The organism is Methylibium sp. Root1272 (genome assembly GCF_001425905.1).
Lineage (GTDB): Bacteria > Pseudomonadota > Gammaproteobacteria > Burkholderiales > Burkholderiaceae_C > Methylibium.
This window is the reverse complement of the sequence record NZ_LMDY01000001.1, coordinates 470,980-496,470: the sequence shown is the minus strand read 5'-3', so window position 1 is coordinate 496,470 and position 25,491 is coordinate 470,980. Positions and strand designations below refer to the sequence as shown.

Annotated in this window: 24 protein-coding genes and 1 tRNA gene; 17 read left to right on the top strand and 8 right to left on the bottom strand. The window is 68.3% G+C overall.

The genetic code is table 11. From position 1 onward, the window contains the following. Positions 1-339 precede the first annotated feature (339 nt). From ASC67_RS02335 to ASC67_RS02315, 6 genes are all read left to right on the top strand, one after another. On the top strand, positions 340-1,323 hold the full coding sequence (locus tag ASC67_RS02335) for an MDR family oxidoreductase (RefSeq protein ID WP_056314695.1): 984 nt from the start codon (positions 340-342) through the stop codon (positions 1,321-1,323). Positions 1,324-1,573: 250 nt separating this feature from the next. Further along, on the top strand, positions 1,574-1,684 hold the full coding sequence (hemP, locus tag ASC67_RS20110; protein ID WP_235566193.1) for a hemin uptake protein HemP: 111 nt from the start codon (positions 1,574-1,576) through the stop codon (positions 1,682-1,684). A 78-nt stretch (positions 1,685-1,762) separates the two neighbouring features. After that, a complete protein-coding gene (locus ASC67_RS02330; protein WP_056314693.1) occupies positions 1,763-2,449 on the top strand; it encodes a DUF3501 family protein in 687 nt (228 codons plus the stop codon). 17 nt (positions 2,450-2,466) lie between these two features. Then, complete coding sequence (locus tag ASC67_RS02325) at positions 2,467-3,762, top strand: DUF2325 domain-containing protein (RefSeq protein WP_082535800.1); 1,296 nt, start codon at positions 2,467-2,469, stop codon at positions 3,760-3,762. A gap of 65 nt (positions 3,763-3,827) precedes the next feature. Beyond that, positions 3,828-5,030 (top strand): substrate-binding domain-containing protein, encoded by a 1,203-nt coding sequence (locus tag ASC67_RS02320; RefSeq protein ID WP_235566192.1) that lies wholly within the window; start codon positions 3,828-3,830, stop codon positions 5,028-5,030. A gap of 269 nt (positions 5,031-5,299) precedes the next feature. Next, entirely contained in the window at positions 5,300-7,369 is a 2,070-nt protein-coding gene (locus ASC67_RS02315; protein ID WP_056314688.1) for a diguanylate cyclase, read from the top strand. Between the two features lie 41 nt (positions 7,370-7,410). Here ASC67_RS02315 and ASC67_RS20105 read toward each other — a convergent pair whose 3' ends face one another. The 5 genes from ASC67_RS20105 to ASC67_RS02295 form a co-directional block, all read right to left on the bottom strand. Next, positions 7,411-7,785, bottom strand: coding sequence for an RT0821/Lpp0805 family surface protein (locus ASC67_RS20105; protein WP_082535772.1), 375 nt, complete (start codon positions 7,783-7,785; stop codon positions 7,411-7,413). 37 nt (positions 7,786-7,822) lie between these two features. After that, positions 7,823-7,913 (bottom strand) — tRNA-Ser (locus ASC67_RS02310). Positions 7,914-7,998: 85 nt separating this feature from the next. Continuing rightward, positions 7,999-9,126 (bottom strand): branched-chain amino acid ABC transporter substrate-binding protein, encoded by a 1,128-nt coding sequence (locus ASC67_RS02305; protein ID WP_056314685.1) that lies wholly within the window; start codon positions 9,124-9,126, stop codon positions 7,999-8,001. A gap of 192 nt (positions 9,127-9,318) precedes the next feature. Then, positions 9,319-9,753, bottom strand: a complete 435-nt coding sequence (locus ASC67_RS02300) for a DNA polymerase III subunit chi (protein ID WP_056314684.1) — start codon at positions 9,751-9,753, stop codon at positions 9,319-9,321. A 22-nt stretch (positions 9,754-9,775) separates the two neighbouring features. Continuing rightward, entirely contained in the window at positions 9,776-11,230 is a 1,455-nt protein-coding gene (locus tag ASC67_RS02295; protein WP_056314682.1) for a leucyl aminopeptidase, read from the bottom strand. 26 nt (positions 11,231-11,256) lie between these two features. Between ASC67_RS02295 and lptF the strand changes: the two genes are divergently transcribed. From lptF to ASC67_RS02270, 5 genes are all read left to right on the top strand, one after another. Further along, positions 11,257-12,348, top strand: a complete 1,092-nt coding sequence (lptF, locus tag ASC67_RS02290; RefSeq protein ID WP_056314680.1) for an LPS export ABC transporter permease LptF — start codon at positions 11,257-11,259, stop codon at positions 12,346-12,348. A gap of 9 nt (positions 12,349-12,357) precedes the next feature. Further along, the gene (lptG, locus tag ASC67_RS02285) at positions 12,358-13,479 is read left to right on the top strand and encodes an LPS export ABC transporter permease LptG (RefSeq protein ID WP_056314678.1); all 1,122 of its coding nucleotides are present in this window, start codon (positions 12,358-12,360) and stop codon (positions 13,477-13,479) included. A gap of 11 nt (positions 13,480-13,490) precedes the next feature. After that, the gene (locus ASC67_RS02280) at positions 13,491-13,874 is read left to right on the top strand and encodes a sirohydrochlorin chelatase (RefSeq protein WP_056314676.1); all 384 of its coding nucleotides are present in this window, start codon (positions 13,491-13,493) and stop codon (positions 13,872-13,874) included. Between the two features lie 68 nt (positions 13,875-13,942). Next, the gene (locus tag ASC67_RS02275; RefSeq protein WP_056314674.1) at positions 13,943-14,896 is read left to right on the top strand and encodes a CysB family HTH-type transcriptional regulator; all 954 of its coding nucleotides are present in this window, start codon (positions 13,943-13,945) and stop codon (positions 14,894-14,896) included. Between the two features lie 7 nt (positions 14,897-14,903). Beyond that, on the top strand, positions 14,904-16,106 hold the full coding sequence (locus ASC67_RS02270) for a pyridoxal phosphate-dependent aminotransferase (protein WP_056314672.1): 1,203 nt from the start codon (positions 14,904-14,906) through the stop codon (positions 16,104-16,106). Between the two features lie 21 nt (positions 16,107-16,127). Here the strand turns inward: ASC67_RS02270 and ASC67_RS02265 are convergent, their stop codons facing one another. Further along, positions 16,128-18,071 (bottom strand): FimV family protein, encoded by a 1,944-nt coding sequence (locus tag ASC67_RS02265; RefSeq protein ID WP_056314670.1) that lies wholly within the window; start codon positions 18,069-18,071, stop codon positions 16,128-16,130. Between the two features lie 161 nt (positions 18,072-18,232). On the opposite strand from ASC67_RS02265, the gene ASC67_RS02260 reads away from it, so the two are divergent. The 5 genes from ASC67_RS02260 (at position 18,233) to ASC67_RS02240 (ending at position 22,951) form a co-directional block, all read left to right on the top strand. Beyond that, entirely contained in the window at positions 18,233-19,003 is a 771-nt protein-coding gene (locus tag ASC67_RS02260) for an enoyl-CoA hydratase family protein (protein ID WP_056314668.1), read from the top strand. Positions 19,004-19,015: 12 nt separating this feature from the next. Continuing rightward, complete coding sequence (locus tag ASC67_RS02255; RefSeq protein ID WP_056314666.1) at positions 19,016-19,726, top strand: histidine phosphatase family protein; 711 nt, start codon at positions 19,016-19,018, stop codon at positions 19,724-19,726. 96 nt (positions 19,727-19,822) lie between these two features. Continuing rightward, positions 19,823-20,527, top strand: a complete 705-nt coding sequence (locus tag ASC67_RS02250) for a Crp/Fnr family transcriptional regulator (protein WP_056314665.1) — start codon at positions 19,823-19,825, stop codon at positions 20,525-20,527. 17 nt (positions 20,528-20,544) lie between these two features. Next, the gene (locus ASC67_RS02245; RefSeq protein ID WP_056314663.1) at positions 20,545-21,636 is read left to right on the top strand and encodes a phosphotransferase; all 1,092 of its coding nucleotides are present in this window, start codon (positions 20,545-20,547) and stop codon (positions 21,634-21,636) included. Positions 21,637-21,703: 67 nt separating this feature from the next. Continuing rightward, positions 21,704-22,951 carry an acyl-CoA dehydrogenase family protein gene (locus ASC67_RS02240; protein WP_056314661.1) on the top strand — a complete coding sequence of 416 codons (1,248 nt, stop codon included), beginning with the start codon at positions 21,704-21,706 and terminating at the stop codon, positions 22,949-22,951. Positions 22,952-22,975: 24 nt separating this feature from the next. Here ASC67_RS02240 and ASC67_RS02235 read toward each other — a convergent pair whose 3' ends face one another. Then, positions 22,976-23,734: a hypothetical protein gene (locus tag ASC67_RS02235; protein ID WP_056314659.1), complete on the bottom strand. Its 759-nt coding sequence runs from the start codon at positions 23,732-23,734 to the stop codon at positions 22,976-22,978. 73 nt (positions 23,735-23,807) lie between these two features. Here ASC67_RS02235 and ASC67_RS02230 point away from each other — a divergent pair, with 73 nt between their 5' ends. Continuing rightward, positions 23,808-24,500, top strand: coding sequence for a glutathione S-transferase N-terminal domain-containing protein (locus ASC67_RS02230; RefSeq protein ID WP_056314657.1), 693 nt, complete (start codon positions 23,808-23,810; stop codon positions 24,498-24,500). Between the two features lie 620 nt (positions 24,501-25,120). Here the strand turns inward: ASC67_RS02230 and ASC67_RS02225 are convergent. Then, a complete protein-coding gene (locus ASC67_RS02225; RefSeq protein ID WP_004306453.1) occupies positions 25,121-25,489 on the bottom strand; it encodes a cytochrome c in 369 nt (122 codons plus the stop codon). Positions 25,490-25,491: the final 2 nt, after the last annotated feature.

The window sequence follows — 25,491 nt, the reverse complement described above, 5'->3', positions numbered from 1 at the left end:
AGGCGGAGGCCGGCGGGGCGGCCCGGAACTGTACGCAGCCATCTGATTGCACCCATGGGGAGTGTGCGTAGGCCGAAGCTTAACGCCGATGCGCCGGATCTCACAGCCGCATGCGCCCAACTCCCGTACGGCGAGTGGACCCAAACCCGTCGGGCGCAGCTTTCAGGCCTGCGTAGTAGCATCTTCGAAGGGAGTCCTCCACTCATCCGCGGATTAGGCGCACGGGGTCGTCAGCACCCCGAGTTCTGGCATGAGAGTAGATAGTTTGGCCCTGTCCGCAAGCCGTTGCTTCGTGTCGAGAAGCCGGCCTGACCGCATGCCATTACCGGAGGAGTCCCCATGTTTCGCGCCGTTTTCCTGCAGAAGTCCGATACCGCCGTCCTGTCCGAAGTGAGAGAACTCTCCGAGGACAGCCTGCCCGAGGGCGACGTGCTCGTCGCGGTCGAGTACTCCACCATCAACTACAAGGACGGCCTGGCCATCACCGGCCGCTTTCCCGTGGTGCGCCAGTGGCCGATGGTCCCGGGGATCGACCTGGCCGGCACCGTGGAATCGAGCGCGAACCCGCGCTTCAAGCCGGGCGACAAGGTGCTGATCAACGGCTACGGACTCGGCGACGCGCACTGGGGCGGCCTGGCCCAGAAGGCCCGCGTCAAGAGCGAGTGGCTCATCCCGGTGCCGAGTCCGTTCTCGACCTTGAACGCGATGGCCATCGGGACGGCCGGCTACACCGCGATGCTGTGCGTGCTGGCGCTCGAACAGCACGGCGTGCGTCCGGACCGCGGGCCGATCCTGGTCACCGGTGCTGCCGGTGGCGTGGGCACGATCGCCATCGCGGTGCTGGCCAAGCTGGGCTTCGACGTCACGGCCTCCACCGGCCGGCTCGAGGAAGCCGCCTTCCTGCGGCAACTCGGAGCGAACCAGGTCATCGACCGCGCCACGCTGTCCAGCGCCGGCGAGATGCTGGGCGAAGAAAAATGGGCCGGTGCGATCGACACGGTCGGCAGCGCAACGCTCGCCAACGTGTGCGCGGCCACCAAGTACCGCGGCACCGTCACCGCCTGCGGCCTGGCCCAGGGCCTCGACTTTCCCACCTCTGTGCTGCCGTTCATCCTGCGCAACATCACGCTGTGCGGGATCGACTCGGTGATGGCACCGTACGAGCTGCGCACCGAGGCCTGGCAGCGCCTGGCACGCGATCTGGACGTGAAGAAGCTCGACGCCGTGACCCAGGTGCTCGGCCTCGACCAGGCCATTGCGACCGCGAGCGATGTGCTGTCGGGCAAGGTGCGCGGGCGCGCGGTGATCGACGTGAACCGGTGAATCCCGCGCCGGCTGTGGGGCTTCACAGCACCCACGACCGGCGAGTTGCTGGCGTCCTGCAATAGCCTCGCATCGGTATGGTTGCAAATGCGACCTATTCGCATTAAAGTGACTGATGCACGACTGCACAGCTATGCGCCCGGCACCCCACGGCCTCCCCGAAAGCGGCGGGCCTCCGTCCGGCGTCAGGTCGCTCGTCGGCCACCGCGACTGCACACCTGTCGGCGCCGGCCGGCCTATGCCGAAACGAGTGGACAGTACCGATCTGATGGCCGGACACACCGAAATCGAGATCGACCATGGCGGCGCCATCTACCGCCTGCGCCTGACCTCCTTGGGGAAGCTGCTCCTGACCAAGTAGTTCGCCCGCTCCACCGCCGACCACCGCACCCGCCAGCCGCCTCGCCAGCCGTGCCGCTCTCAAGGACACGACTGAACGATGCGTTCCGACACGACACCGACCGCCGGTTCCCGCCGCGGTGATGGGCTGCTCACGCGCCTCACCGTCGCCGACCTGATGCCCTGGCCGGCGTACCGCGCCGCGCGGCATGCGCGCCGCCAAGGCCTGATCGAGCATCGTCGCGAGCGCAGCGTGACGCTCGGCCCGTTCATGCGGCTGCAATTCGAGGACGCGCTGACGATCCGCCACCAGATCCAGGAAGTCCTCTACATCGAGCGCTCGGCCGGCCTCGACGCCATGCAGCATGAGATCGACACGTATGCGCCGCTGCTGCCGGACGGCACGAACTGGAAGGCGACGCTGATGATCGAGTTGCCGGATGCCGCCCAGCGCCGCCGCGAACTGCCGGCCCTCAGCGAAGCAGCGCACCACGTCTACGTGGACATCGCCGGGCTGCCGCGCAGCATCGCCCATGCGAACGAGGACCAGGCCGATCGGCATCTCGGCCGACCCTCCGGTGTGCACTTCCTGCGCTTTCAGCTGCCGCCGGGTGCCCGGTGCGCCCTGTTGTCGGGCGCGGCCGCCAACCTGGGTTGCGCGCACGAGCGGTACGCGTTCCGTCACGGCATTGCGGCGACGACGATCGAGCGGCTGTGCGCCGACCTCGCCCCGCCGCTGTCGGCCTCCGCACCGAGCGCCGCCGCGCCCGCTGCACCGATGAACTGAACCGGGAGACGACCCGCATGTGCAAGCCCGATCCGCTCCAACTCGACGCCCTCGTCCGCCAGGCGGTCGAGGGCACGACGGCACTCGTCGCTGCGGCCGCACCCCCTCCCCGGCGTCCACCGCTGCAGGGCTCGCGGCGGCGGCTGCTCTGGGAGCTCGACGGCCATGCCCACTGCCCTGTGCTCGGCGTGTGCCTGCCGATGCGTGTGCTGCGGCAGGTGCTGAACAAGGCCTTGCGGGGCGCGGCCCAAGCCGACGACTACGAACTGCACTGCGGCGCCGTCGCCGAATGCAAGGCCCGCACTCCGGTGGCCGAGGCCGTGCAGCGCGAGCTGGATCATCGCTACGGAGTCGCCGTGCGGCAGGCCACCCTGGTCAAGACACCCGAGGCGCTCGCCGCGTGGTGGGACGACGCGTTGCGCTGCCAGGACATCGCCGGGCCGCTCTGGGCGGCGCTCACGCACCCGCGCTGCACGCCGGAGCTGGCCTGTCGCATCGAGGGGCAGGTGCACATGCTGCAGCACCAGGCCGGCATGGCGGCCCGCGTGGACTTCGATCGCTTCGAAGCGCTGCTCCAGGAGAATGCCGTGCTGAGCCGCGAACTGGGCGGCGCGCAGCAACGCTGCATGCGCCAGGCGGCCGACCATGTGCGACGCGCCGACGAGTCGCAGGCGCAGGTCGTGAGCCTGCGGGCCCAATTGATCGTGCGCGATACCGCTATCGCCGGCTTGCGAGAAGACCTGCAGACACTGGAAGCGGCCGTCCCGGGCCTGAAGAGCCGCTTCGAGCTGGCGCGCGCGAACCAGCACCTGATCGAACGCGTCCATCAGGCCGAACGCGCGCAGTTGCAATCACAGCACGAGGTCGAACGGCAGCGACGCCATGCCGAAGAACTGGCGGCCGAACTGCAGCGCCGCTCTGCGGAACGACCGGAGCCTCTCGCCCGCGAAACCAGCAGTAGCGCGGACGACATCCCTGCGCGCCTGGATGACCAGGCCGTCCTGTGCGTCGGCGGCCGGCCCGCCAGCGTGCCGGTCTACCGCCAGCTGATCGAGCGCACCGGTGGGCGCTTTCTCCATCACGACGGCGGCGACGAAGACAGCGTTGCCAAGCTGGATGCGACGCTGGCAGCCGCCGACCTGGTGATCTGCCAGACCGGCTGCATCAGCCACGACGCGTACTGGCGCGTCAAGGACCACTGCAAGCGCACCGGCAAGCGCTGTGTCTTCGTCGAGAGCCCCAGCGGCGCCGGTCTCAAGCGGGCCCTGCTCACGCTCATCCCGGTGCCCGTCGGCGAGGCCGGTAGGACCTGATGAAAGATCGCGCCGCGTTCCGTTCGCAGTCCGCGCCGCAGGCCTCGCCCTCGCTGGATGGCGAGGTGCGGGTCGGCCTGTCGTATCAGCTGCGGTGGCCGACCCGCCTGGCTGGTGCAGTCGGCCTGCAGGCGCCGGGGCTCGCTGAACACCCGCTCTTCGCGCTGCTCCAGGCTCTGCGCTGCCATGGTTCGATCCGGCCCGCCGCACAGTCGCTGGGGCTGTCCTACCGTCACGTCTGGGGTGAGCTCAAGCGCTGGGAAGGCGAACTCGGTCGCGAACTGGTCGTCTGGACGAAAGGCCAGCGCGCCACCCTCGCCCCTTTCGGCGAGAAGCTGATGTGGGCGGAACAACGAGCCCAGGCGCGCCTGCGCCCGCAGCTCGAGCTTCTGCGTACAGAACTGGAACGCGTCTTTGTCGAAGCCTTCGACCGACAGGTCGACACGCTGTCCTTGTGTGCCGGCGACGACCCGTCCTTGTTGCTGATGCGCGATCTGGCACGGCAGCGCGGACTGCGGCTGGACCTCGCGTTCAGAAGCACCACCCTCGAGGCGCTGAGGGCGCTCGACGCCGGCCGGTGCACGTTGGCCGGCTTCCATGTCCGCGACGGCATCGACAAGCAATCGCTGAGCGCCCGCCTCTACCGACCCTGGCTCAGGCCCGGGCATCACAAGCTGATCGAGTGCGCCCATCGGACTCAGGGCCTGATGGTGCAACCGGGCAATCCCCTGCGCGTCGCAACGCTGGCCGACCTGGTGCGGCCCGACGTGCACTGGGCAACGCACGCCCCCGAAACCGGCACGCGCATCCTGCTCGATGAACTGTTCGCCGAAGCCGGTCTGGCTGCTCCGGATCCAGCCTTGGTCGAGCCCACACACGATGCCGTGGCCGCGGCTGTGGTCAGCGGTGCGGCGGACGCGGCCTTCGGCCTGGAGGCGGCCGCGCGCGCCGCACGACTGCAGTTCATTCCGTTGGCGCGCGAACGCTACGCCCTGCTGGTCCGCAAGAGCGAGCTTCAGGGCAATCCGGCGCTGCGCCACTTGATGGATCTGCTGGGCTCGCCCGCGTGGAGGCACGCACTGGGGACGCTGCCCGGCTATGCAGCGAAGACGCCCGGCACCGCCTGTGCGCTGGGCCGCGTGCTGCCCTGGTGGTACACCCGAGGAGCACGACAAACGCCGCCCCCGCAGGCGACGGCGGCCCGCACGCCTCGACCGGAACCGATGACGCAACGGACCCAAGACGTCGTGCAAGCAGCGCTTGCCTGACCCGAGTGGCGCGCCCCGGGGGCGCTCAATTCCAGAACGCGGCCACGCGCTCCAGCACCCAGAACATGGCCACCGTATCGATCGCGTAGTCGGAGCCGGGGCAAACACCGTGGCCCTGCTCACGATGTACGTCGAACGGTACGGCGAATGCCTTGGGCGACGGGGTCGATCGAAAGCTCGCGGGTCGTCCTTTCAGGACTGCGCTTCGAACCGCCTCTTCCACTCGCTAACATCGCCCTCATTCGACAACAATGCTCCGAGGAGAACGCATGCACGACGCGATGCCGGGCTCTGGGTCCACCGTCTTCGGATCGTTGAAGCTGCGTCTGGCCCTGGCCGGCGTGCTGTTGATCAGCCTGAGTGTCGGCGTCACGGGCTTCTTCGTTCTGGACACCGTCGCACAACGCACCGAGCGGACGGTGATCGACTCCAAGCTGAGCGAAGCGGAGAAACTCGCCGCCGTGCTGACCTCGCGCGTCATGACGCTGCGCGAGGCGCTGCGCAGCGCCGCGAGTCAGCTGCCTCTGCAGGACGTCGATCAGCCGCAGGCCATGGTGCGCTTCCTCGAGCAGAACCCGGTGCTGCTGGGACTGTTCTCCGGCTTCCACATTGCGGCACCGGACGGCCGGCTGCTGGCCGTGGCCGACGGCCACCGGATCCGGGCGTCCGATATCACGATTGCCGATCGGGGCTACTTCCAGAAGGCCTTGGCCGAACGACGCGCCACCGTGTCGGAGGCTTTCGTCAGTCGCGTCTCCAGCGCACCCATCCTCATCATGTCCCTGCCCTTGCTCACCGGCGAAGGGAAGGTGGCCGCCGTGCTGGGCGGTGTGCTCAGGCTCGAGTCGAGCGGCCTGATGGCCGACCTGACAGAGAGCGGCCGCAATCCGGGTGATCCGGCGAGCACCATCGTCCTCGATGCGGTGGGACGCGTGGTCTCGCACCCCGATCGCAGCAGAATCCTGAAGGATGCCTCGACCGACCCGCGCCTGGCAGGCGCCGTGGCTGCGTGGACCGCGCGAGGGCGCCCCGTCGATCCGCAGGGCACGGCCACGATCGTCGACGGCCAGGTTGTCGCCATGGCGGGTGTGCCCGAAGCCGGGTGGCTGGTGTTGCGCACGGCGCCCGCCGATGCGCTGTTCGGTGGCATCGAAGCCGCGCGGCGGCAGACCCTGTGGATTGCCGTGGCCGTGGCGCTTGTCGGCGGGATGGTCATCCTGTTGCTGACGCTGGTGCTGCTGCGCCCCTTGCGCCAGCTGGAAGCGCGCGCCCAGCGACTGTTGCAGGACGACGTGGCCGACGAAGAAGGCTGGCCGCAGGCGGGTGGCGAACTCGGTCACCTGTCGCGCATCTTCAGACATGTGATGCGGCAGCGGGCTGCCAGTCAGCAAGCGAGCCTCGAGGCGCTCGCCAAGATGCAGGCCGTGCTCGGCAACGCCCCGGTCGGGATCGCCTTCACGCAATTGGGCCGCTTCGAGCTGCTCAGCGCCGAGTTCAACCGCATGTTCGGTTACCGGGAGAGCGAACTCGTCGGGCGCCCGACGCAGCTGATCTGCCTGTCCGAAGAGCAGCACCAGGCACTCGGCCAGCGGGTCGCCGCCGCCTTCGAGGCCGGACAGGCGTTCGACGAGGAGATCGAGCTGGTTCGCCGCGATGGCAGTCGCTTCTGGGCGCGCCGCCACGGATCGCCGGTGCGCAGTGGCGACATGGCTGCCGGCACGATCTGGATCTTCACCGACATCACCGAGCAACGAGCTCAGCGCGAGAGCCTCTCGTGGTCGGCCACGCACGATGCCTTGACGGACCTGGTGAACCGGCGCGAGTTCGAGCGGCGGCTGTCCGAACAGGTGGGCGAGCGGCGCGGGAACGAGGCGGCATGCGTGCTGTTCATCGATCTCGACCGCTTCAAGGCGGTGAATGACAGCGCCGGCCATGCCGCCGGGGACGAGATGCTCCGGCGCGTTGCCAGCCTCCTGGGGGAGCGCATGCGCTCGCAGGACACCGTGGCTCGCCTCGGCGGCGATGAGTTCGCGGTCCTGCTGCGCGGCTGCAGCCAATCGGATGCCCTGTCGATCGCGGAACGCATCCGCGCTCGCATCGAGGCCTATCGACTGCCCTGGGAAGGCCGCTCGCTCGAGGTCGGCGCGAGCATCGGGGTGGTGGAGATCGAAGCGAGTCTGACCGATGCGGCTGCCGTGTTGGCCAGCGCGGATGCCGCCTGCTACGAGGCGAAGCACTCGGGTCGAAACGCGGTAGGGAGCCGCGTGGCGGGGCGTCTCAGTGTGGTTCGAGCGTCAGGGGCCGGTGGCTTGTCGAATCACGCGTCAACGCCGGACTGATCGCGACAGTCACCGGTCCGTCGAGCGACGGACCGGTGACGTCAGCGTTGCGCGCCGTCCGGGCCCACCAGCTTCCAGGCACCGGACTTCTGCTGGCAGAAGCGGTACACGCCCTTGCCCGTGGTGTGTCCGTAGACATTGGTGATCTGAAGCCTCCGGCAGGCCATGCCCTGCCATTCCAGCCTGTCGAGCGGCGTGACGCTACCCGAGGCTCCCGACTTGTCATTCTTCCACTCGAGGGTGCCGCCTGCCGTCTCTGCCTTGATCGCCTGGTCGACTCGCGCTTTCATCAGCGCGTAGTCGTCGGCACCGAAGCGGGAGATGGGCCGATCCTTCATGGCCGCATTCTCGCCGGCGGCCTGCGCGGGCCCGATCAACAGACCGGTCAACATGGCGAATGCCGCAACGGCTTTCATGCGAATCTCTCCCTGGCTGCGCACGATGCTCAGCGAATGGCGGAGAGAGCGGGATTCGAACCCGCGGAGGGCTGTTAACCCTCACACGCTTTCCAGGCGTGCGACTTAAACCGCTCATCCATCTCTCCGGAGCGACGGATTGTAGCCACGCGCCGACACAAAAAAAGGCGCCTCTCGCGAAGCGCCTTCTTCACCACTGACGCCGAAGCGTCATCAGTTCAACGGCACCTTCTTGCCGTCCTTGTAGACGTACAGGGTCATCGCCGGGTTCTTCAGTTCGCCATCGCTCTCGAAGGCCACCTTCGCGGTCACGCCGGTGAAGTTGGTTTCGAACAGCTTCGGGCCATAGACCTTGGGGTCGGCCGAGTTGGCGCGCTTCATCGCGTCGACCAGGACGAACACCGCGTCGTAGACGTACGGCGAGTAGACCTGGAACTGACCAGGATACTTCGCGTCGTACTTGGCCTTCCAGGCGGTGCCGCCGGGCATCTTCTCGAGCGAGGAGCCGCCTTCGGCGCAGACCACGTTGCCCAGCGTCTTGGCGCCGGCCGACAGGTCGGCGAGCTTGGCGGTGCACACGCCGTCGCCGCCGAAGAACTTGACGTTCGACAGGCCGAGCTGCTCCATCTGGCGCAGCATCGGGCCGGCTTGCGGGTCCATGCCGCCGTAGAACACGCCGTCCGGGCCCTTCGATTTGATCGAGGTCAGGATGGCCATGAAGTCGGTGGCCTTGTCGGTGGTGTACTGCTCATCGACGATCTGGATGCCCTTGGCCTGGGCGGTCTTCTTGAACACCTCGGCCACGCCCTGCCCGTAGGCGGTGCGGTCATCGATGATCGCGATCTTCTTGAGCTTCAGGTTGTTGGCGGCGTGCAGCGCCAGGCCGGCGCCGAGCGCGTTGTCGTTGGCCAGGATGCGGAAGGCGGTCTTGAAGCCTTGCTGCGTGTACTTGGGATTGGTGGCCGACGGGGTGATCTCGGGAATGCCGCAGTCGTTGTAGATCTTCGAGGCGGGGATGGTGGTGCCGGAGTTCAGGTGGCCGACGACGCCGTTGACCTTGGCGTCGCACAGCTTGGTGGCGGCGGCCGTGCCCTGCTTCGGGTCGGCGGCATCGTCTTCCGCAACCAGTTCGAACTTGACCTTCTTGCCACCGATCGAGATGTTCTGGGTGTTGAGTTCCTCGATCGCCATCCGGGCGCCGTTCTCGTTGTCCTTGCCGTAGTGGGCCTGGGCGCCGGAGACGGGGGCGACGTGGCCGATCTTGATCACTTCCTGGGCCGAGACGGCGCCAGTCGCGAGCAGGGCCGTTGCAAGGGCGATGGCTTTGAGTTTGAGTTGCATGAAGAACCTCCGGGTTGGAAGAAAAATTGAAGAAAACGGGTCGTTCTCAACGGCCGAGACAATACTCCAAAACAGGCAACGCACCGCTCGGGAGACGCCCCGGGAAAACACCGTCAGCGCCGATGCCGGCAGTCCGCACCTGAAGCCAGAACAGTAGCAAGCCGCAGACCACCTGCTTTGCAGGCACCGCGATCAGCCGCGCACCTCGTGCGGGCGGATCTCGTAGCCGCGGCTCTCGAAGTAGCGCCAGCGTTGCCGCCCGGCACGCCGCTCGTCGTCGTCGCTGCCGACGATCTCGAACAGACGCTCGAAGCTCTCGAAGCCGGCCGGCACCTCGGGCCCCAGGTTCACCAGCACCTCGTGGTGGGGCGCGTCGGCGGCCCGGTCCAGCAGCCAGACCGGTGTCGGCGCCAGACGCTCGGCCGCAGCGGCTCCCTGGCGCAGCCGGGCGTGGGGCACGAAGGCCAGGGGATCGAAGGTCCACAGCATCACGTCGAGCTGGGCGAGTCGCTCGCTCGACGACGCCGTGACGGCCACCTTGGCGCCTCGCAGGTAGGCCTTCATCAGCAGCCGGCAGGCGTGCGCCAGCGGATCGGCAGCGCCGTGGAGGAAGTTGATCTCGGTCAAGCGAAGACCCCGCCCGCCCTCTTCAGCGGGCGCGAGACAGCACGAAGTGCGTCAGCAACGGCACCGGTCGGCCGGTCGCCCCCTTCGCCGCACCCGACTTCCAGGCCGTGCCGGCGATGTCGAGGTGGGCCCAGCGGTACTTGGCGGTGAACTTCTTGAGGAACATCGCCGCGGTGATGGCCCCACCGGCACGGCCGCCGACGTTGCCCATGTCGGCGAAGTTGCTGCGCAGCGCTTCCTCGTATTCGTCGTCGAGCGGCATGCGCCAGGCAGGGTCGAGACCGGCACTGCCGGCCTCGAGCAGCGCGTCGGCGAGCGCGTCGTCGGCGCTGAACAGGCCGCTGCGGTGGTGTCCGAGCGCGATCACGCAGGCGCCGGTCAGCGTGGCGATGTCGATCACCGCGGCCGGCTTGAAGCGCTCGGCGTAGGTGAGCGCATCGCACAGGATCAGGCGGCCTTCGGCGTCGGTGTTGAGCACCTCGATCGTCTGCCCCGACATCGAGGTCACCACGTCCCCCGGTTTGATGGCACGCCCGCTGGGCATGTTCTCGCAGCTCGGGATGAGGCCCACCACGTTGACCCGTGGCTGCAACTCGGCCAGTGCACGGAAGCTACCCAGCACGCTGGCCGCGCCTCCCATGTCGTACTTCATCTCGTCCATCTCGGCGGCCGGCTTGATGGAAATGCCGCCGGTGTCGAAGGTGATGCCCTTGCCCACCAGCACCACCGGCGCATCGCTCCTGGCCGCACCGTCGTAGCGCAGGACGATGAACTTCGGCGGCTCGTCGGACCCCTGCGCTACGGCGAGGAAGGAGCCCATGCCGAGTTTTTCGCAAGCCTTGCGGTCGAGCACATCGACCTTGATCCGCGGCAGCTTGGCGAGCTTGCGTGCCTCCGCCGCCAGGTAGCTCGGCGTGCAGTGGTTGCCGGGCCGGTTGGCGCACTCGCGCGCCAGCGCCACGCCGACCGCGATCGCCGCGCCGCGCGACAGGCCGGTCTGCGCTGCCTTGGCTTCGGCCTTGTCGACCAGCAGGGTGATCTTCTGCAGGGCCGGCGCGGGGCTCGCGCTGGGCTTGGTGTGGCGGTAGCTGTAGGTGGCGTCGGACGCCGCCGCCGCGGCGGCTTCGGCGTGGGTGGCCTCGATGGCGCCGGTTGCGGCCACCGCAAGATGCTTCACACCCAGCGGCTTGATCAGGCCCAGACCGGCGGCCACCGCCGCCTTGAAGGCCTTGGGCCCGGCGTCACCGGCCACGGCGAACACCACGCGGGCCGCCTTCACCCCCACCGGGCGGTGCAGATAGAGCGTGCGACCGGCCTTGAAGGCCAGGTCGCCGGCCGCGATCGCGTCGGCCAGCGCACGATCGAGCGGATCGTCCAGACCCTGCTGCTTCGGGTCGCCTGCCACCACGATCAAGAGCGCGTCGGCGCTGACCTTCGAAAGGCTGGAGGTCGTCGTGGTGAGAATGCGAAAGTCCATAATGCGATCCGTTTGAAATCCAATTGATGTTATTCGATTCCACTCTGCGCCGAGACCTCGCCAGGAGCTTTGGCGCGACCCTGGTCGTGATCATGACCATCGTGATCACGATGTTCCTCATCCGCACGCTCGGCCAGGCAGCGGGCGGCTCGGTGGCCGCGCAGGATGTCGCGCTGTTGCTCGGCTACGTGGCGCTCGAGAACCTGCCCACCATCCTCAGCCTGTCGCTGTTCATCGCGGTGGTGACGACGCTCACGCGCATGTACCGCGACAGCGAAATGGTGATCTGGTTCGCCAGTGGCGTGGGCCTGCTGCGTTTCGTGCCGCCGGTGCTGCGGCTGACCGCGCCGCTGCTGCTGCTGGTGGCGCTGCTGGCGCTGTTCGTCTGGCCCTGGGGTAACCGCCAGATCGCCGAGTTGAAGGATCGCTACCAGCGACGCTCCGACGTGGCGCGCGTAGCGCCCGGCCAGTTCCAGAGCTCGGCCGACGGCAAGCGCACCTTCTTCATCGAGCGTGACACCGGCGAAGGCAACATCGCGCGCAACGTGTTCGTGCTCGAGCGCAAGCCCGATAGCGAGAGCGTGACCTCGGCACGCACCGGGCGCATCGAGATGGACGGCGACCAGCGATTCGTCGTGCTCGAGAGCGGCCAGCGCAACGACATCAACCTCTCGACCGGCGAGCGCAAGCTCGCGCAGTTCGACAGCTACCGCGTGCTGGCCGGCGAAGCGGTCAGCAGCGGTGCAGACAACCTCCCGCCCAAGGCGCGCAGCACCTGGGAGCTGCTCACGCAGCCGAGCAACCGGCACTTCGGCGAACTGGCGTGGCGCATCGGCCTGGCCGTCGGCGGCATCAACCTGGTCTTGCTGGGCATCGGCCTGGCGGGCGGCAACCCGCGGCGCGCCGGCAGCTGGAATCTGCTGTTCGCGCTGCTCGCCTTCGTGGTCTATTTCAACCTGCTGAACCTGAGCCAGGCCTGGGTCGCCAGCGGCAAGCTCGACATCGGTGTCGTGCTGCTGCTCATCCACGGCGGCAGCTTCGTGCTCGCCGTCACCTTGCTCTGGTGGCGCGAGCGCGGCGCCTCGTTCGCGCTGCGCCGCCGGCGCGTCACCGCCTGAGGCCGCCGCGTGCGCACCGTCCACCGTCTCCTGTATGCCGACGTCCTGGGCGCGGTGACCTTCGTCGCCGTGTCCTTCCTGTCGCTGTTCTTCTTCATCGACTTCGTGGACGAACTCGACGACATCGGCCGCGGCGCCTACCGCGTGCACCATGCGGCGCTGTACTGCTTGCTGGAGCTGCCGGGACGACTCTACGAGCTGCTGCCCATCGCGGTACTGATCGGCACCATCTACGCGATGGCGCGGCTGGCACAGTCGTCGGAGTTCACCATCCTGCGCACCGGCGGCCTGGGGCCGGGCCGCGCGCTGTCGCTGCTCGCCAAGCTCGGGCTGGCGTTCGCGGTGCTGACCTTCGTGGTCGGCGACTACGTCGGCCCCTATTTCGACGCCAAGGCGCAGACGCTGCGCGCCACGCTGCGCGGCTCGCTGTCCGGCGGCGGCGGCAACAGCGCATGGCTGAAGGACCGGCGCACGGCCGCGCCGGGCGAGCTGCCGGCCGGCGAGCGCACCGACTCGATCAATGTCGGCAACGTCAGGGCCGACGGCCTGCTTGACGACGTGCGCATCTACGAGTTCAGCGACGACGGCCAGTTGCTGGCGCGCGTCGCGGCAGAGCACGCCGTGGTCGAAGACGGTGCCTGGCGCCTGAAAAAGGTGCGCCTCACGCGCTGGCAAGCGGCGGGCGGCGACGGCCTGCCGGTCGACGAACGGCGGGACGAGCTGCGCTGGCCGACCCGCCTGACGCCGTCGGTGGTGGGCGCGGCCGTCTCGCCGCTCAAGAGCATGTCGACCGTCGACCTCTACCGCTACATGAGCCACCTGTCCCAGAACGAGCAGGCGGCGCAACGCCAGGAAATCCAGTTCTGGAAGAAGGCGCTCTACCCGTTGGCCTGCCTGGTGATGGTGGGCCTGGCCCTGCCGTTCGCCTACCTGCACGCGCGCGCCGGTGGGGTCAGCGTCAAGGTGTTCGGCGGCATCCTGTTAGGCATCAGCTTCGTGCTGCTGAACAACGTGTCGACCCACCTCGGGCTGCTGCGCGACTGGACGCCCTGGGTCGCGGCCGCCGCGCCCGGCGCCTTCTACCTGCTGCTGTCGATGGCGGCTTTCAGCTGGCTCGTGCGCTACCGTTGAGAGACAACGGCATGCAGCGGCACGGCATCCTCCTGTTCGCGCACGGCGCCCGCGACCCGCTGTGGGCTCGGCCCTTCGAGGCCGTGGCCCAGCGGTTGCGGGACCGCGCGCCGGACATGCCGGTCGTGCTGGCTTTCCTGGAGCTGATGACGCCCGACATGCACAGCGCGGGTCACGCCCTGGCCGCGCAGGGGTGCACGGCCGTGAGCGTGCTGCCGCTGTTCCTGGGCGCAGGCGGGCATGTGCGCAAGGATCTGCCGGCCTTGCTGGACCGCCTGCGAGGCGAGCTGCCGCAGGTGAACTGGCAGCTCGCACCGGCGATCGGGGAGATCGACACGGTCATCGCCGCGATCGCCGACGCCGCCTGGGCGCTGGCGCAGGCGCCGGCCCGCTGACACCGCCGATCTGGCGGCACTGAGATAATTTCGCCTCACCCGTCTCGCGCAGCTGCGCGCACCGCCCGATGAACCTGCATCAGTTCCGTTTCGTCCAGGAAGCCGTGCGCCGCAATCTCAACCTGACCGAGACCGCGAAGGCCCTGCACACGTCACAGCCCGGCATTTCCAAGGCGATCCTCGAACTCGAGGGCGAGCTCGGCATCGACATCTTCGCGCGCCATGGCAAGCGCCTCAAGCGCGTCACCGAGCCGGGCCAGCAAGTGCTCTCGGCCATCGAGATCATCATGCGCGAGGTCAGCAACCTCAAACGCATCGGCGAGGAGTACAGCCAGCAGGACGCCGGTACGCTGTCGATCGCCACCACCCACACCCAGGCGCGCTATGTGCTGCCGGGCCCGGTGGCGGCGCTGCGCAAGCGCCATCCCAAGGTGGCGATCAGCCTGCACCAGGGCACGCCCGAGCAGGTGGCCCAGATGCTGATCGACGAGACCGCCGAGGTCGGGCTCGCCACCGAATCGCTGAGCGACTTCGACGCCCTCGTCACCCTGCCCTGCTACGACTGGCAGCACGTGATCGTGTTGCCGCTGAACCACCCGCTCGCCGTGCACGAGCGGCTGAACCTGGAGCAACTGGCCCAGGAGCCGCTGATCTCCTATCACCCCTCGTTCACCGGCCGCACCCGCATTGACCAGGCCTTTGCAACGCGCGGGCTCAAGCCGAACATCGTGCTCGAGGCGATCGACTCCGATGTCATCAAGACCTATGTCCGCCTCGGCCTGGGCGTGGGCATCGTGGCCGAGATGGCGGTGCGCGAAGACCCCGCCTGTGCGCCGGGCGGGGATCTCGTCACGCGCCCGGCCGGTCAGCTGTTCGGCAACAACGTGGCCCGGCTCGCCTTCAAGCGGGGCGCCTACCTGCGCAACTTTGTCTATGGCTTTGCCGAATTGCTGTCCGATCGCCTGACCCGCGACCTGATCACACGTGCGCTGCAGGGCGACGCCGAGAACTACGAACTGTGAAGCACCGATGACGACCGCCGACACCCTGGCCCGCACGCCCCTGCCAACCAGCCGCCTGCCGCGGGTGGGCACGACGATCTTCACCGTGATGTCGGCGCTGGCCCAGGAGCATGGCGCGGTCAATCTGGGCCAGGGCTTTCCGGACTTCGAGTGTGATCCGCGGCTGGTCGACGCCGTGACGAGGGCCATGCAGGCGGGCCACAACCAGTACCCGCCGATGGCCGGAGTGCCGGCGCTGCGGGAGGCGGTCGCCGCGAAGATCGCCGCGCTCTATGGTCACCGCTACGACCCCGGCAACGAGATCACCATCACTGCGGGGGCGACCCAGGCCATCCTGACCACGATCCTCGCGCTCGTGCATCCGGGCGACGAGGTGATCGTTCTCGAACCCTGCTACGACAGCTATGCGCCGAACATCGAACTGGCCGGTGGCCACGTGCGGCGGGTGCCGCTGACGCCGGGTAGCTTCCGGCCCGACTTCGAACGCATCGCCGCCGCCCTCGGGCCGCGCACCCGCGCGATCCTCGTCAACACGCCGCACAACCCCAGCGCCACGGTGTGGACGGCCGACGAGATGCAGCGCCTCGCCGATCTGCTGCGGCCCACCGACGTGATCGTAATCGCCGACGAGGTCTACGAGCACATGGTGTTCGACGGGCAGGCGCACCAGAGTGTCGCCCGTCACGCGGAGCTCGCTGCGCGGTCCGTCATCGTGTCGAGCTTCGGCAAGACCTTCCACGTGACCGGCTGGAAGGTGGGCTATGCGGCAGCGCCCTCCGCGCTGATGGCGGAGTTCCGCAAGGTGCACCAGTTCAACGTGTTCACCGTCAACACGCCGGTGCAACATGGGCTGGCCGCCTACCTCGCCGACCCGCGGCCCTACCTGGATCTGCCCGACTTCTACGCACGCAAGCGCGACCGGTTCCGAGCGGGTCTGGCCGACACCGGCCTCGGTCTGCTGCCGAGCGAGGGCAGCTACTTCCAGTGCGTCGACTACGCCAGCCTGGCCGCGCACCGCGAGCGCAGCGAAGCCGAGTTCTGCCGTTGGTTGACCGTCGAGGCCGGCGTGGCGGCGATCCCGCTGTCGGCGTTCTACGACGCCGGATTCGAACAGCGGGTCGTGCGCTTCTGCTTTGCCAAGCGCGAGACCACGTTGGATGCCGCATTGCGGCGGCTGGGCGCCGCGCTGTCTGCCGAGCCGCCGAACTGAAGGCGCCCGCGGGCGGGCAGATCAGCCGCGCGAACCGGAGTCCTGGCCGGACCCGCCGTCACCCGGCTTGGGCTCCAGATCCTCGAGCGACAGATCAACCTCCAGGGGCTTCTGCACTTCCGGCTGGGCCTCGAGCGAGGTCGTGGCCAACAGGCGCTCGAAGACACCACTGGCTCCCGCCTCGTCCTTCTGCTCGCCCGCGCCGATCGGCAGGAGCAGATCGACGGCACCACCGGCCTCGATTTCCGAACGATCGCGCGCCACCGAATACAGCAGCATCAGTTCGCGGTAGGCCGGCAGGTCGAAGCTGTCGCTGCCCTCGGGATCGGCATTGCCGTCGTCGGGTCGCAGCAGACTAACCTGCAGCACGTCCATCGCGCGCGTGGGCGTCGACCACAACGCCTGGAGTTGCTCGATGACGGCTGGGTAGTCTTCCAGCGTGCGTCCTCCCAGGAGATCGGTCTCCCAGGCCGGGGCGTAGGCATTGAAACGGCTGTTGAAGCGTTCGCGCAGCCGCTCGTAATCGGTGCGGTCGCCGCGGCGCTTGTAGATTTCGAGCAGCTTCAGGTAGGGCAGCGGGCTGGTCCCCGAGGTGCTGCGCAGGTGCCCCATCAGCAGGTCGACCGCCGCAGCATCCTGGCCCAGCACGATGAAGAACTCGGCCTGCTGCTCCAGGTCGATCAGTTCCTCGACCGAGACCTCGCGCTTCTGTGCGGCGCTGAGCGGCCGCACCGCACTCAGGGGCGCGGGCTCCGACAGCGCGCCGGCCATCGACATGCTGCCGGCGCGCGTGGCGGCCAGCGTGTCGTCGAAGCCATCGATCTCGTTGGGCTTGCTGACCCAGGCCTTGAGCGTGGGCACCGGCGCGAAGGCCGCTGCCTCCGCCGTCGCGGCTGGCGCGGCCGAGCCGCCCGAGGGCACGTCCGGCGGCGTTGCGGCCTGCACCAGCCAGGCATGCGACTGGCGCTCCTGGTTGCGTTGCCGCCAGAGCCAGATGACCACCCCGAGCAGGATCGCGAGCGCCGCCGCCAAGCCATAGACCAGCGGATTGCTGTAGCGATCGCCTTCGGCGCGCTGCAGCCGGGTCTGCAAGCCGGCGATCGCCTGCTGGGTGGTGGCCGTCTCCAGGCGCAGCTTGTTCATCGCCGCCTCGAGTTCCTCGACACGGACACGTGCGGCCTCGGCCATGGCTGCGGCACTGGCGGCATTGGCCGCCTGCTCTGCGGCTGCCGCGCTGGCAGCCACTTCGGCCGGCGACGGCGTCGCGGCCACCAGGGCGCCTGCCTCGAGCGGTGCGAGCTTCAGGCGGGCGTTGTTGCCGGGCTCCGCGTTCCGGGCAGTGCGCTGCGGCGCCGGGCGCGGCGCCGCGATACCGGCAGTGGCGGCTGCAGGCGCGCGCCGTGGCGCGGTGGTGGTCGCGCGGCTGCGCGCCGGGGCCCGCGGCGCAGTCGCAGCGCGGGGCGGCGGCGGCGAGACCATGCGCTCTGGTTGATCTGGCTCAGGCCGACTCGCCGCAACGGCGGCAGGCGCGGGTGGCGGCGGTACGGCCGCAGCGGCCGGTGCTGCCGCTTCGGCCGGCGCTAGCATCGGCGGATCAGCGAACAAGGTGAAGCGACGCGTGACCTTGGAGGCACAACCAACGGTGATCTGAACCGTCACGACCGGCTCGTCGACCCGCGTGGAGGTGGAAAGCCGCAGCACGCGCTCGATCGCGCTGGGCTCGGCAGGGTCGAGCCGCAGCGATGTGGTGCCGGGCTGTTGCAGGTTGTCGGCGAAATGAACCTCGCCGTTCAGACACTCGGGGCGCAGATCCTCGCCCGCGTCGACCCGCAGCGGAATCTTCAATTCCAGCGGCTGGCCGAGCGTCGTGGTGTCCGGAAGTTTCCCGAAACCGACGGCCAAGACGCCCTGTGTCAACGTCCACAGGCTCACACCGATCAGTAGTTTTCGCGTGCTGAGATGCATAGCTCTTCTTTTGCCGATCGCGATGGACTCTAGCATGGAGCCGCCTCGCCGAATCCGCTATGGAGAGCGCGGATACACCGACTCGGGTGCCCCGATCACGCGGCCTCCACGACCCTGCGTGACACAATTCTCACCTGCCCCGAGACCGCAGCAGCCCGACGATGACCGCAGAACTGCGCACCGAGCGACGCGACGGCACCCTGGTGCTGACCTTCAGTGATCCGGGCAGCCGCAATGCGCTGGCGCCGCAGACGCTGACCGCAACCGTCGAGGCACTCAACGTCGCCGAGACCGACGCATCGGTCCGCGTGGTGGTGCTGGTCGGCGAGGGGGCCCATTTCAGCGTGGGCACCGATCTCCAGCACCTGGCGAACGAAACAAGCGAGCCGGCCGACGCGGCGGCGCGGCAGGTCGAGGCGCTGCAGTCGTGCGTCGAGGCACTGCGGGCACATCCCAAGCCGGTGATCGCCGCCGTCGAGAGATCAGCGGCGGCGGCCGGCTTCTCGCTGGCGCTCGCCTGCGACCTGATCGTCGCCGCCGAGGACGCGCGCTTCACGATGTCGCAGGGCCGTGCCGGCCTGTCGCCCGACGGCGGCGGCAGTTGGCTGCTGGCGCACGCGTTGCCGCGGGCGCTCGCGCTGCAGGTGCTGTGGCTCGGCGAACCCGTGACGGCCCGTGAGCTGCTGGCCTGGGGGCTTGTCAATCGCGTGACAGACAGCGGCCAGGCGATGGCAGAAGCTCTGCGCCTGGCCCGTCAGCTCGCCTCCTGCGCGCCTAACGTGCTGGCCGCCACCAAGGAACTCGTGAACCAGGCCCGCGGACTGGCTCTGAACGAGCACCTCAACGCCGAAGGTCTCCACTTTGCCGACACCCTGTCCCACGCCCATGGCGCCGCGGCCCCGCTCGAGAAGCGCGAGCCGCGCTCGCGCTGACCGGTCCGCCCGATGAAGCTGCCCCGGACGCGCCGCCGCCTCTACCTGATGCGGCATGGATCGGTCGACTACTTCCTGCCCGATGGCACGCCGGTGCCACCGGACACGGTGCCGCTCAACGCCGAGGGCGAACGTCAGGCCGACGCCGCGGGCAGCCTGTTCTCGCAATGCGGCGTGCGTTTCGACCGGGTGCTGGTGAGCGGGTTGCCGCGCACGGTTCAGACGGCGCAGCGCGTGCTGTCGGCTTCGGGTCAGGCGCTGGCGCTCGAACAAGAGCCGGCGCTGCAGGAGATCCGCGGCGGGCGGATCGCCGACATCCCGCCCGACCAGGTGGAACAGGCCTTCCTCGGCGCCTTCCAGGGCCGCGGCGGGGTCGAGGCCGAGCAGCACCGCTTCCTCGGCGGCGAGTCGATCGGCGAGTTGCTCGACCGCGTGCTGCCGGCGTTCGACGCCTGGTGCGCGCGCGATGACTGGCAGTGTCTGTTGCTGGTGCTGCACGGCGGGGTCAATCGCGCCCTGCTGTCGACGGCCCTGGCCGGGCAACGCGCCTTCTTCGGCCGCCTCGAGCAGCAACCGGCCTGCATCAACGTGCTCGACATCGGCCTCGGCGACGAGGCCGTCGTGCGCGCCGTGAACATCGCGCCGACACAGTGGCTGCACGAGCACGAGCGTTACACCACCATGGAGAAAGTGCTGGCGCAGTACCTGCGCCTGGCTCCCTGAGGCTGACGCCGCAGCTGCGACGGCCGCGGCCCATGGATTGCCATGTGGACAATCGGACGTACAGCTTCCACGATGCTGTCACGTCAGGGACAAGCCATGCACAACCCCGTTCTTACACTCGACGAACAACAGCACATCGACTCCGGCCTGTGGTTCAGCAAACTGTCTCCCGCGCTGCGTCAGGCCATCCTGGCGCGAGCGACGGTGCGCCGGGTCCCCGATGGCGTCATGCTGACCTCGCGCGGCGCGGCCGCCGACGAATGGTGGGGCGTGGCCGCCGGTGCCGTGCGCATCAGCTCGGTTTCGCTGTCGGGCAAGTTGATCACGCTGACGTATGCGGAGCCGGGCGTCTGGCTCGGCGACACCTCGCTGTTCGACGGCCTGCCCCGCACGCACGATGCGAACGCCCACGGCGACACCACGCTGCTGGTGGTGCGCCGGCCCGATTTCAAGGAACTGCTCGCGCAGCATGTGGAGCTCTACGAAGCGCTGCTGCGCCTCAATTGCCGCCGACTGCGGCTCGCCTACGACCTGGTGGAGGACCTCAACACGCGGCCCCTGTCGGCGCGGCTCGCCAAGCAGATCCTGCTGCTGGCCCGAAGCTACGGCATCGCGCAGGGCGAGGAGATCCGCATCGGGCTGCAGCTCGCGCAGGAGGACCTCGCGCAGCTGCTGGGCGCCTCGCGTCAGCGCGTGAACCAGGAACTGAAGGGCTTCGAGCGCGAGGGTGCGGTGCGCATCGAACCCACGCGGCTGGTGGTGCTCTCGCGCGACCTGCTGCTCGCGATCGCCGAACGATGAACTGAAGCCGAGACCCCATGGAAGCCCAGACCGGAACGAAACCCGTCACCTCGCAGCACGCGTTCGACGTCGGAGCGCTGCAGGCCTATTTGGAGTCGTCTCTTGACGGCTTCCGCGGCCCGCTCAGCGTCGAGCAGTTCAAGGGCGGCCAGTCGAATCCGACCTTCAAGCTCGTCACGCCGCAGCGCAGCTATGTGATGCGCAGCAAGCCCGGGCCGGTGGCCAGGTTGCTGCCATCGGCGCATGCGATCGAGCGCGAGTTCGCGGTGATGCGCGCGCTCGCCGGCAGCGAGGTGCCGGTGGCGCAGATGCACCTGCTGTGCGAGGACGAATCGGTGATCGGCCGTGCCTTCTACGTGATGGAGTTCGTCGAGGGCCGCGTGCTGTGGAGCCAGGCACTGCCGGACATGACGAACGCTCAACGCGGCGAGATCTACGACGAGATGAACCGCGTGATCGCGGCACTGCACCGTATCGACTACGCGGCCTGCGGCCTGGCCAGCTACGGCAAGCCCGGCAACTACTTCGAGCGCCAGATCGGGCGCTGGAGCCGCCAGTACCAGACCTCGCTGGGCCCCGGAGGCCCGGAGTCGATCGACGCGATGGAGCGTCTGATCGAATGGCTACCCGGCCACATCCCGGCCAGCGCGCGCGACGAATCGCAGACCCGCATCGTCCACGGCGACTACCGGCTCGACAACCTGATCTTCCACCCGAGCGAGCCTCGCATCGTCGCGGTGCTCGACTGGGAGCTGTCGACGCTAGGGCATCCGCTGGCCGATTTCAGCTACCACTGCATGAGCTGGCATATCTCGCCGGGCACTTTCCGCGGCATCGGCGGGCTCGATGTCACGGCGCTCGGCATCCCGACAGAGCTGGAGTACATGCAGCGTTATTGCGAACGCACCGGCCGCGGCGGCACCGACGCGCTGGTGACAGACTGGAACTTCTACCTGGCATACAACCTGTTCCGCATGGCCGGCATCCTGCAGGGCATCGCCAAGCGCGTGCTGGACGGCACCGCCGCGAGCGAGCAGGCCCGGCAGGCCGCTGCCGGCGCTCGACCGCTTGCCGAACTGGGCTGGGCGATCGCACAACGGCAACGCTGACGCCACGATCGCCGACACGGACCGTCTGCGCTTGCCGCGCACCGGTGCCGAACCTCAGGAGACACGCATGGACTTCGACTACTCGCCGCGCACCCGGGAACTGCAGGCCCGCCTCACGGCCTTCATGGACCGGCACATCTACCCGGCCGAGGCCGCCTACTGGGCCGAGATCGAAGCCAACACACGCGCCGGCAAGCGCTGGACGCCACTGCAGGTGATCGAGCAGCTCAAGCCGAAGGCACGTGACGAAGGCCTCTGGAACCTGTTCCTGCCCGACAGCGCCGATGGTGTGAGCCACACCGCGGGCAACTACGGCGCCGGCCTGTCGAACCAGGAATACGCACCGCTGGCCGAGATCATGGGGCGCGTGCCCTGGGCCAGCGAGGTGTTCAACTGCTCGGCGCCCGACACCGGCAACATGGAAACCATCGTGCGCTACGGCAGTGCCGAGCACAAGAAGCGCTGGCTCGAACCGCTGCTGCGCGGCGAGATCCGCAGCGCCTTCGTGATGACCGAACCGGACGTCGCCTCGTCGGATGCCACCAACATCGAGTCGCGCATCGAACGCCAGGGCGACGACTACGTGATCAACGGCCGCAAGTGGTGGATCTCGGGCGCAGGCGACCCGCGCTGCGCGGTCTACATCTTCATGGGCAAGACCGACCCGGAAGCCCCGCGGCACAGCCAGCAGTCGATGATCCTGATCCCCAGCGACGCGCCGGGCGTCGAGGTGCTGCGGCCGCTGTCGGTGTTCGGCTACGACGATGCGCCGCACGGCCACTGCGAGATCACCTTCACCAACGTGCGCGTTCCGGCCAGCAATCTGATGCTCGGCGAAGGCCGCGGCTTCGAGATCGCCCAGGGCCGCCTCGGGCCGGGCCGCATTCACCATTGCATGCGGCTGATCGGGCTGGCCGAGCGTTCGCTCGAACTGATGTGCCGGCGCACCAGTGCGCGCGTGGCCTTCGGCCGCCCGGTGGCAGATCAGGGCGTGACACGGGAGCGCATCGCCGAGGCGCGCTGCAGGATCGACATGGCCCGGCTGCTGACGCTCAAGGCCGCCTGGATGATGGATGTGGCGGGCAACAAGGCGGCCAAGTCCGAGATCGCGATGATCAAGGTCGTGGCGCCGAACCTCGCCTGCCAGGTGATCGACTGGGCCATCCAGGCGCACGGCGCCGCGGGAATGTGCGAGGACTTTCCCCTCGCCTACTTCTACACGGTGGCGCGCACGCTGCGCTTTGCCGACGGCCCGGATGAAGTGCACCGGAACGCGATCGCCAAGCTCGAGCTCGGCAAGTACGCGGCCGCCTGAGGCAAAGCCCCTGGCGCGACCGGCTCAGCGCCGGTCGTCGCCGAGCCCCATTTCCCCAGGGTAGCGTGACGGCAGGTGGCTCTGCCAGGCCGTAGTGCTGGTGCTGGGCCACTGCGTCTGCGACGACGCGCCTTCGGCCGCCGCCAGCGCGCTGCGGGCCGCCGCCTCGAAGAGCGCCATCACGCCGTCGAGCAGTGCCGCGTCGGGCAACACGGACTCGACGCGCAGGTAGAGCCGGCCCCGCAGGGTCATCAGCACGAGCGGGCCCTCTTCGCCCAACCAGCCCTGCCTGGCGGCTTCGAGCTGGCCGACCAGGTCCTTGTCCAGCCACACGGCCAGCGGTGCCGCGGCATTCGACGCGGTCGAGTAGCGCGTGCGCAGCGTCTTCAACGAAGCCAGCTGGGTCTTCGGGAACATCGCCAGCCAGCGCATCTCTTCCGGCATGCCGGAGTCGATCTGCGTCTGCATGTCCTGCGTGAACAGCGCATAGGCAGCCTGTTCCAGTTCCTCGGCGAGCACGCGCGAGATCACCATCATCTGCAGGCTCTGCGGCAGGCCGAGGTCCATGCGCAGGCGCAATTCGCGATCGAGCAAGTAGGCCCGCTGCGGCGTGCCCCACTCCATGCGCCACGGTGTGCCGTGCATCTCGCCCTCGATCACCACTCCCTCGCCGTTGCGCACGCGCTTGAAGACCAGGCCACGCTGCTTGGCCCAGGCCTGGAGGAGACGACCGTCCGGGCCGCCGCGCTTGCCGTCGATCCAGCGCTTGAGGGAGTCGAGCATGGGTCCGTGCGATCGAATAGAGTGCCTGCAAGCCGTCCGTCGGAGCGGCTGCCACCCACCGAGGGCTCTGACGATGATCGAAGTGTATTCCTGGGCCACGCCCAATGGGCACAAGGTCCACATCATGCTCGAGGAGTGCGGGCTGCCATACCGTGCATTTCCTGTCGATATCGGCGCCGGCGACCAGTTCGAGCCCGCCTTCCTGGCGATCAGCCCGAACAACAAGATCCCCGCACTCGTCGATCCCGACGGCCCGGACGGAAAGCCCATCTCGTTGTTCGAGTCCGGTGCGATCCTGCTCTATCTGGCCGGCAAGACCGGCAAAATGCTGCCGGCCGATGTGCGCGGCAAGTACGACGTGCTGCAGTGGCTGATGTTCCAGATGGGCGGCGTCGGCCCGATGCTCGGCCAGACCCACCATTTCCGGGTCTACGCGCCCGAAAAGATCGACTATGCGATCGACCGTTACACCAACGAGGCCAAACGCCTCTATGGCGTGATGAATCGCCAGCTGGCCAAGTCGAAGTACATCGCGGGGCCGGATTACAGCATCGCCGATATCGCGATCTTTCCCTGGCTGCGCTCCTGGAAGAACCAGGGCATAGCCTGGAACGACTACCCACACCTCAAGGGCTGGTTCGATGAGATCGCGGCGCGTCCCGCGGTGCAGCGCGGTGTCGAAGTCCTGGCTCAGCAGCGCAAGCCGCTGGTCGACGAGCAGTCGCGCAAGATGCTGTTCGGGAGCGAACAATACAAGCCGCGCTGAGCCGCACGGGTTCCTCTTCGTCACCAGAAAAACAAAAAGCCCGCGAGATGCGGGCCTTCGGTATCGATCAGGTGGGGTGGCTGATGGGACTCGAACCCAAGCGCCCGGGGAACTCTGGGCGTCCGGAGGGGACTCTTCTCCTATGAAGAGCACCCCCACTGATCACCCATGTTCCCCGAATTTATCCCCGGATTTATCCCACGAACTAGGCTCCGACGCGGGGCTCGAAGTGGCACATCGGCTCGAAGCCGGTTACGGGTTTCTAAGGGCAACTCCGCAGCGGTTGCGGTCTGTCGCCGATACAGGTCGAACGTCCGCTCACTGCCACAAGGCGGTCACTGATCATGGCGACAGCGCGGCGCGCGAACGCCTGCTTCCCAAGCGACAGCGGCCGTAGTCCTCGGACTCGGCGTTCGGCGCCCAGTCCATGACCGCTTCTGCCCGGGACGACCGACTGAACCCGACCCAATCCAGTCTGTCGAGGAGTTGAGAAGCAGTCGCTGCCGACGGCGGCGACCGATGAAGATGCCCTGCGTTTCGGTGCCAGTCAGCGTCTTGCGGCCCGCGCGGACGAGCCTTTATCGGTGGGGATGCACCACAGATTCCACCCACCTGAAGTTTCACTTGGCACCCCCGCTGGCCTTCGACACGTAGAGCGCCAGCGCCGCAATCTCTGCTTCGGTGAGCTTGTCCTTGTACGAGGGCATCTGGCCCAGCCCGTTGCGCAGCGCCTTCGCCACGCGCGCAGCGTCGGGCTTCAACTCGTCGAGGACCGGGCCGACGGCGCCCTCGGCACCTGCGGCCTGCAAGGTGTGGCACACGGCGCACGACGGGACGACGCCCTGCAGGAAGAGCTTCTTCCCCAGGGCGAGTTGCGCGCTTTCGTCGGCCGCCAGCGCGGGCAGAGCGGGCAGTGCCAGGCCTGCGACGAGCACCGACGCGACTTTCAAGGCATGCACCACGAAGTGCTGGTGGATGGTGTTGCGCATGT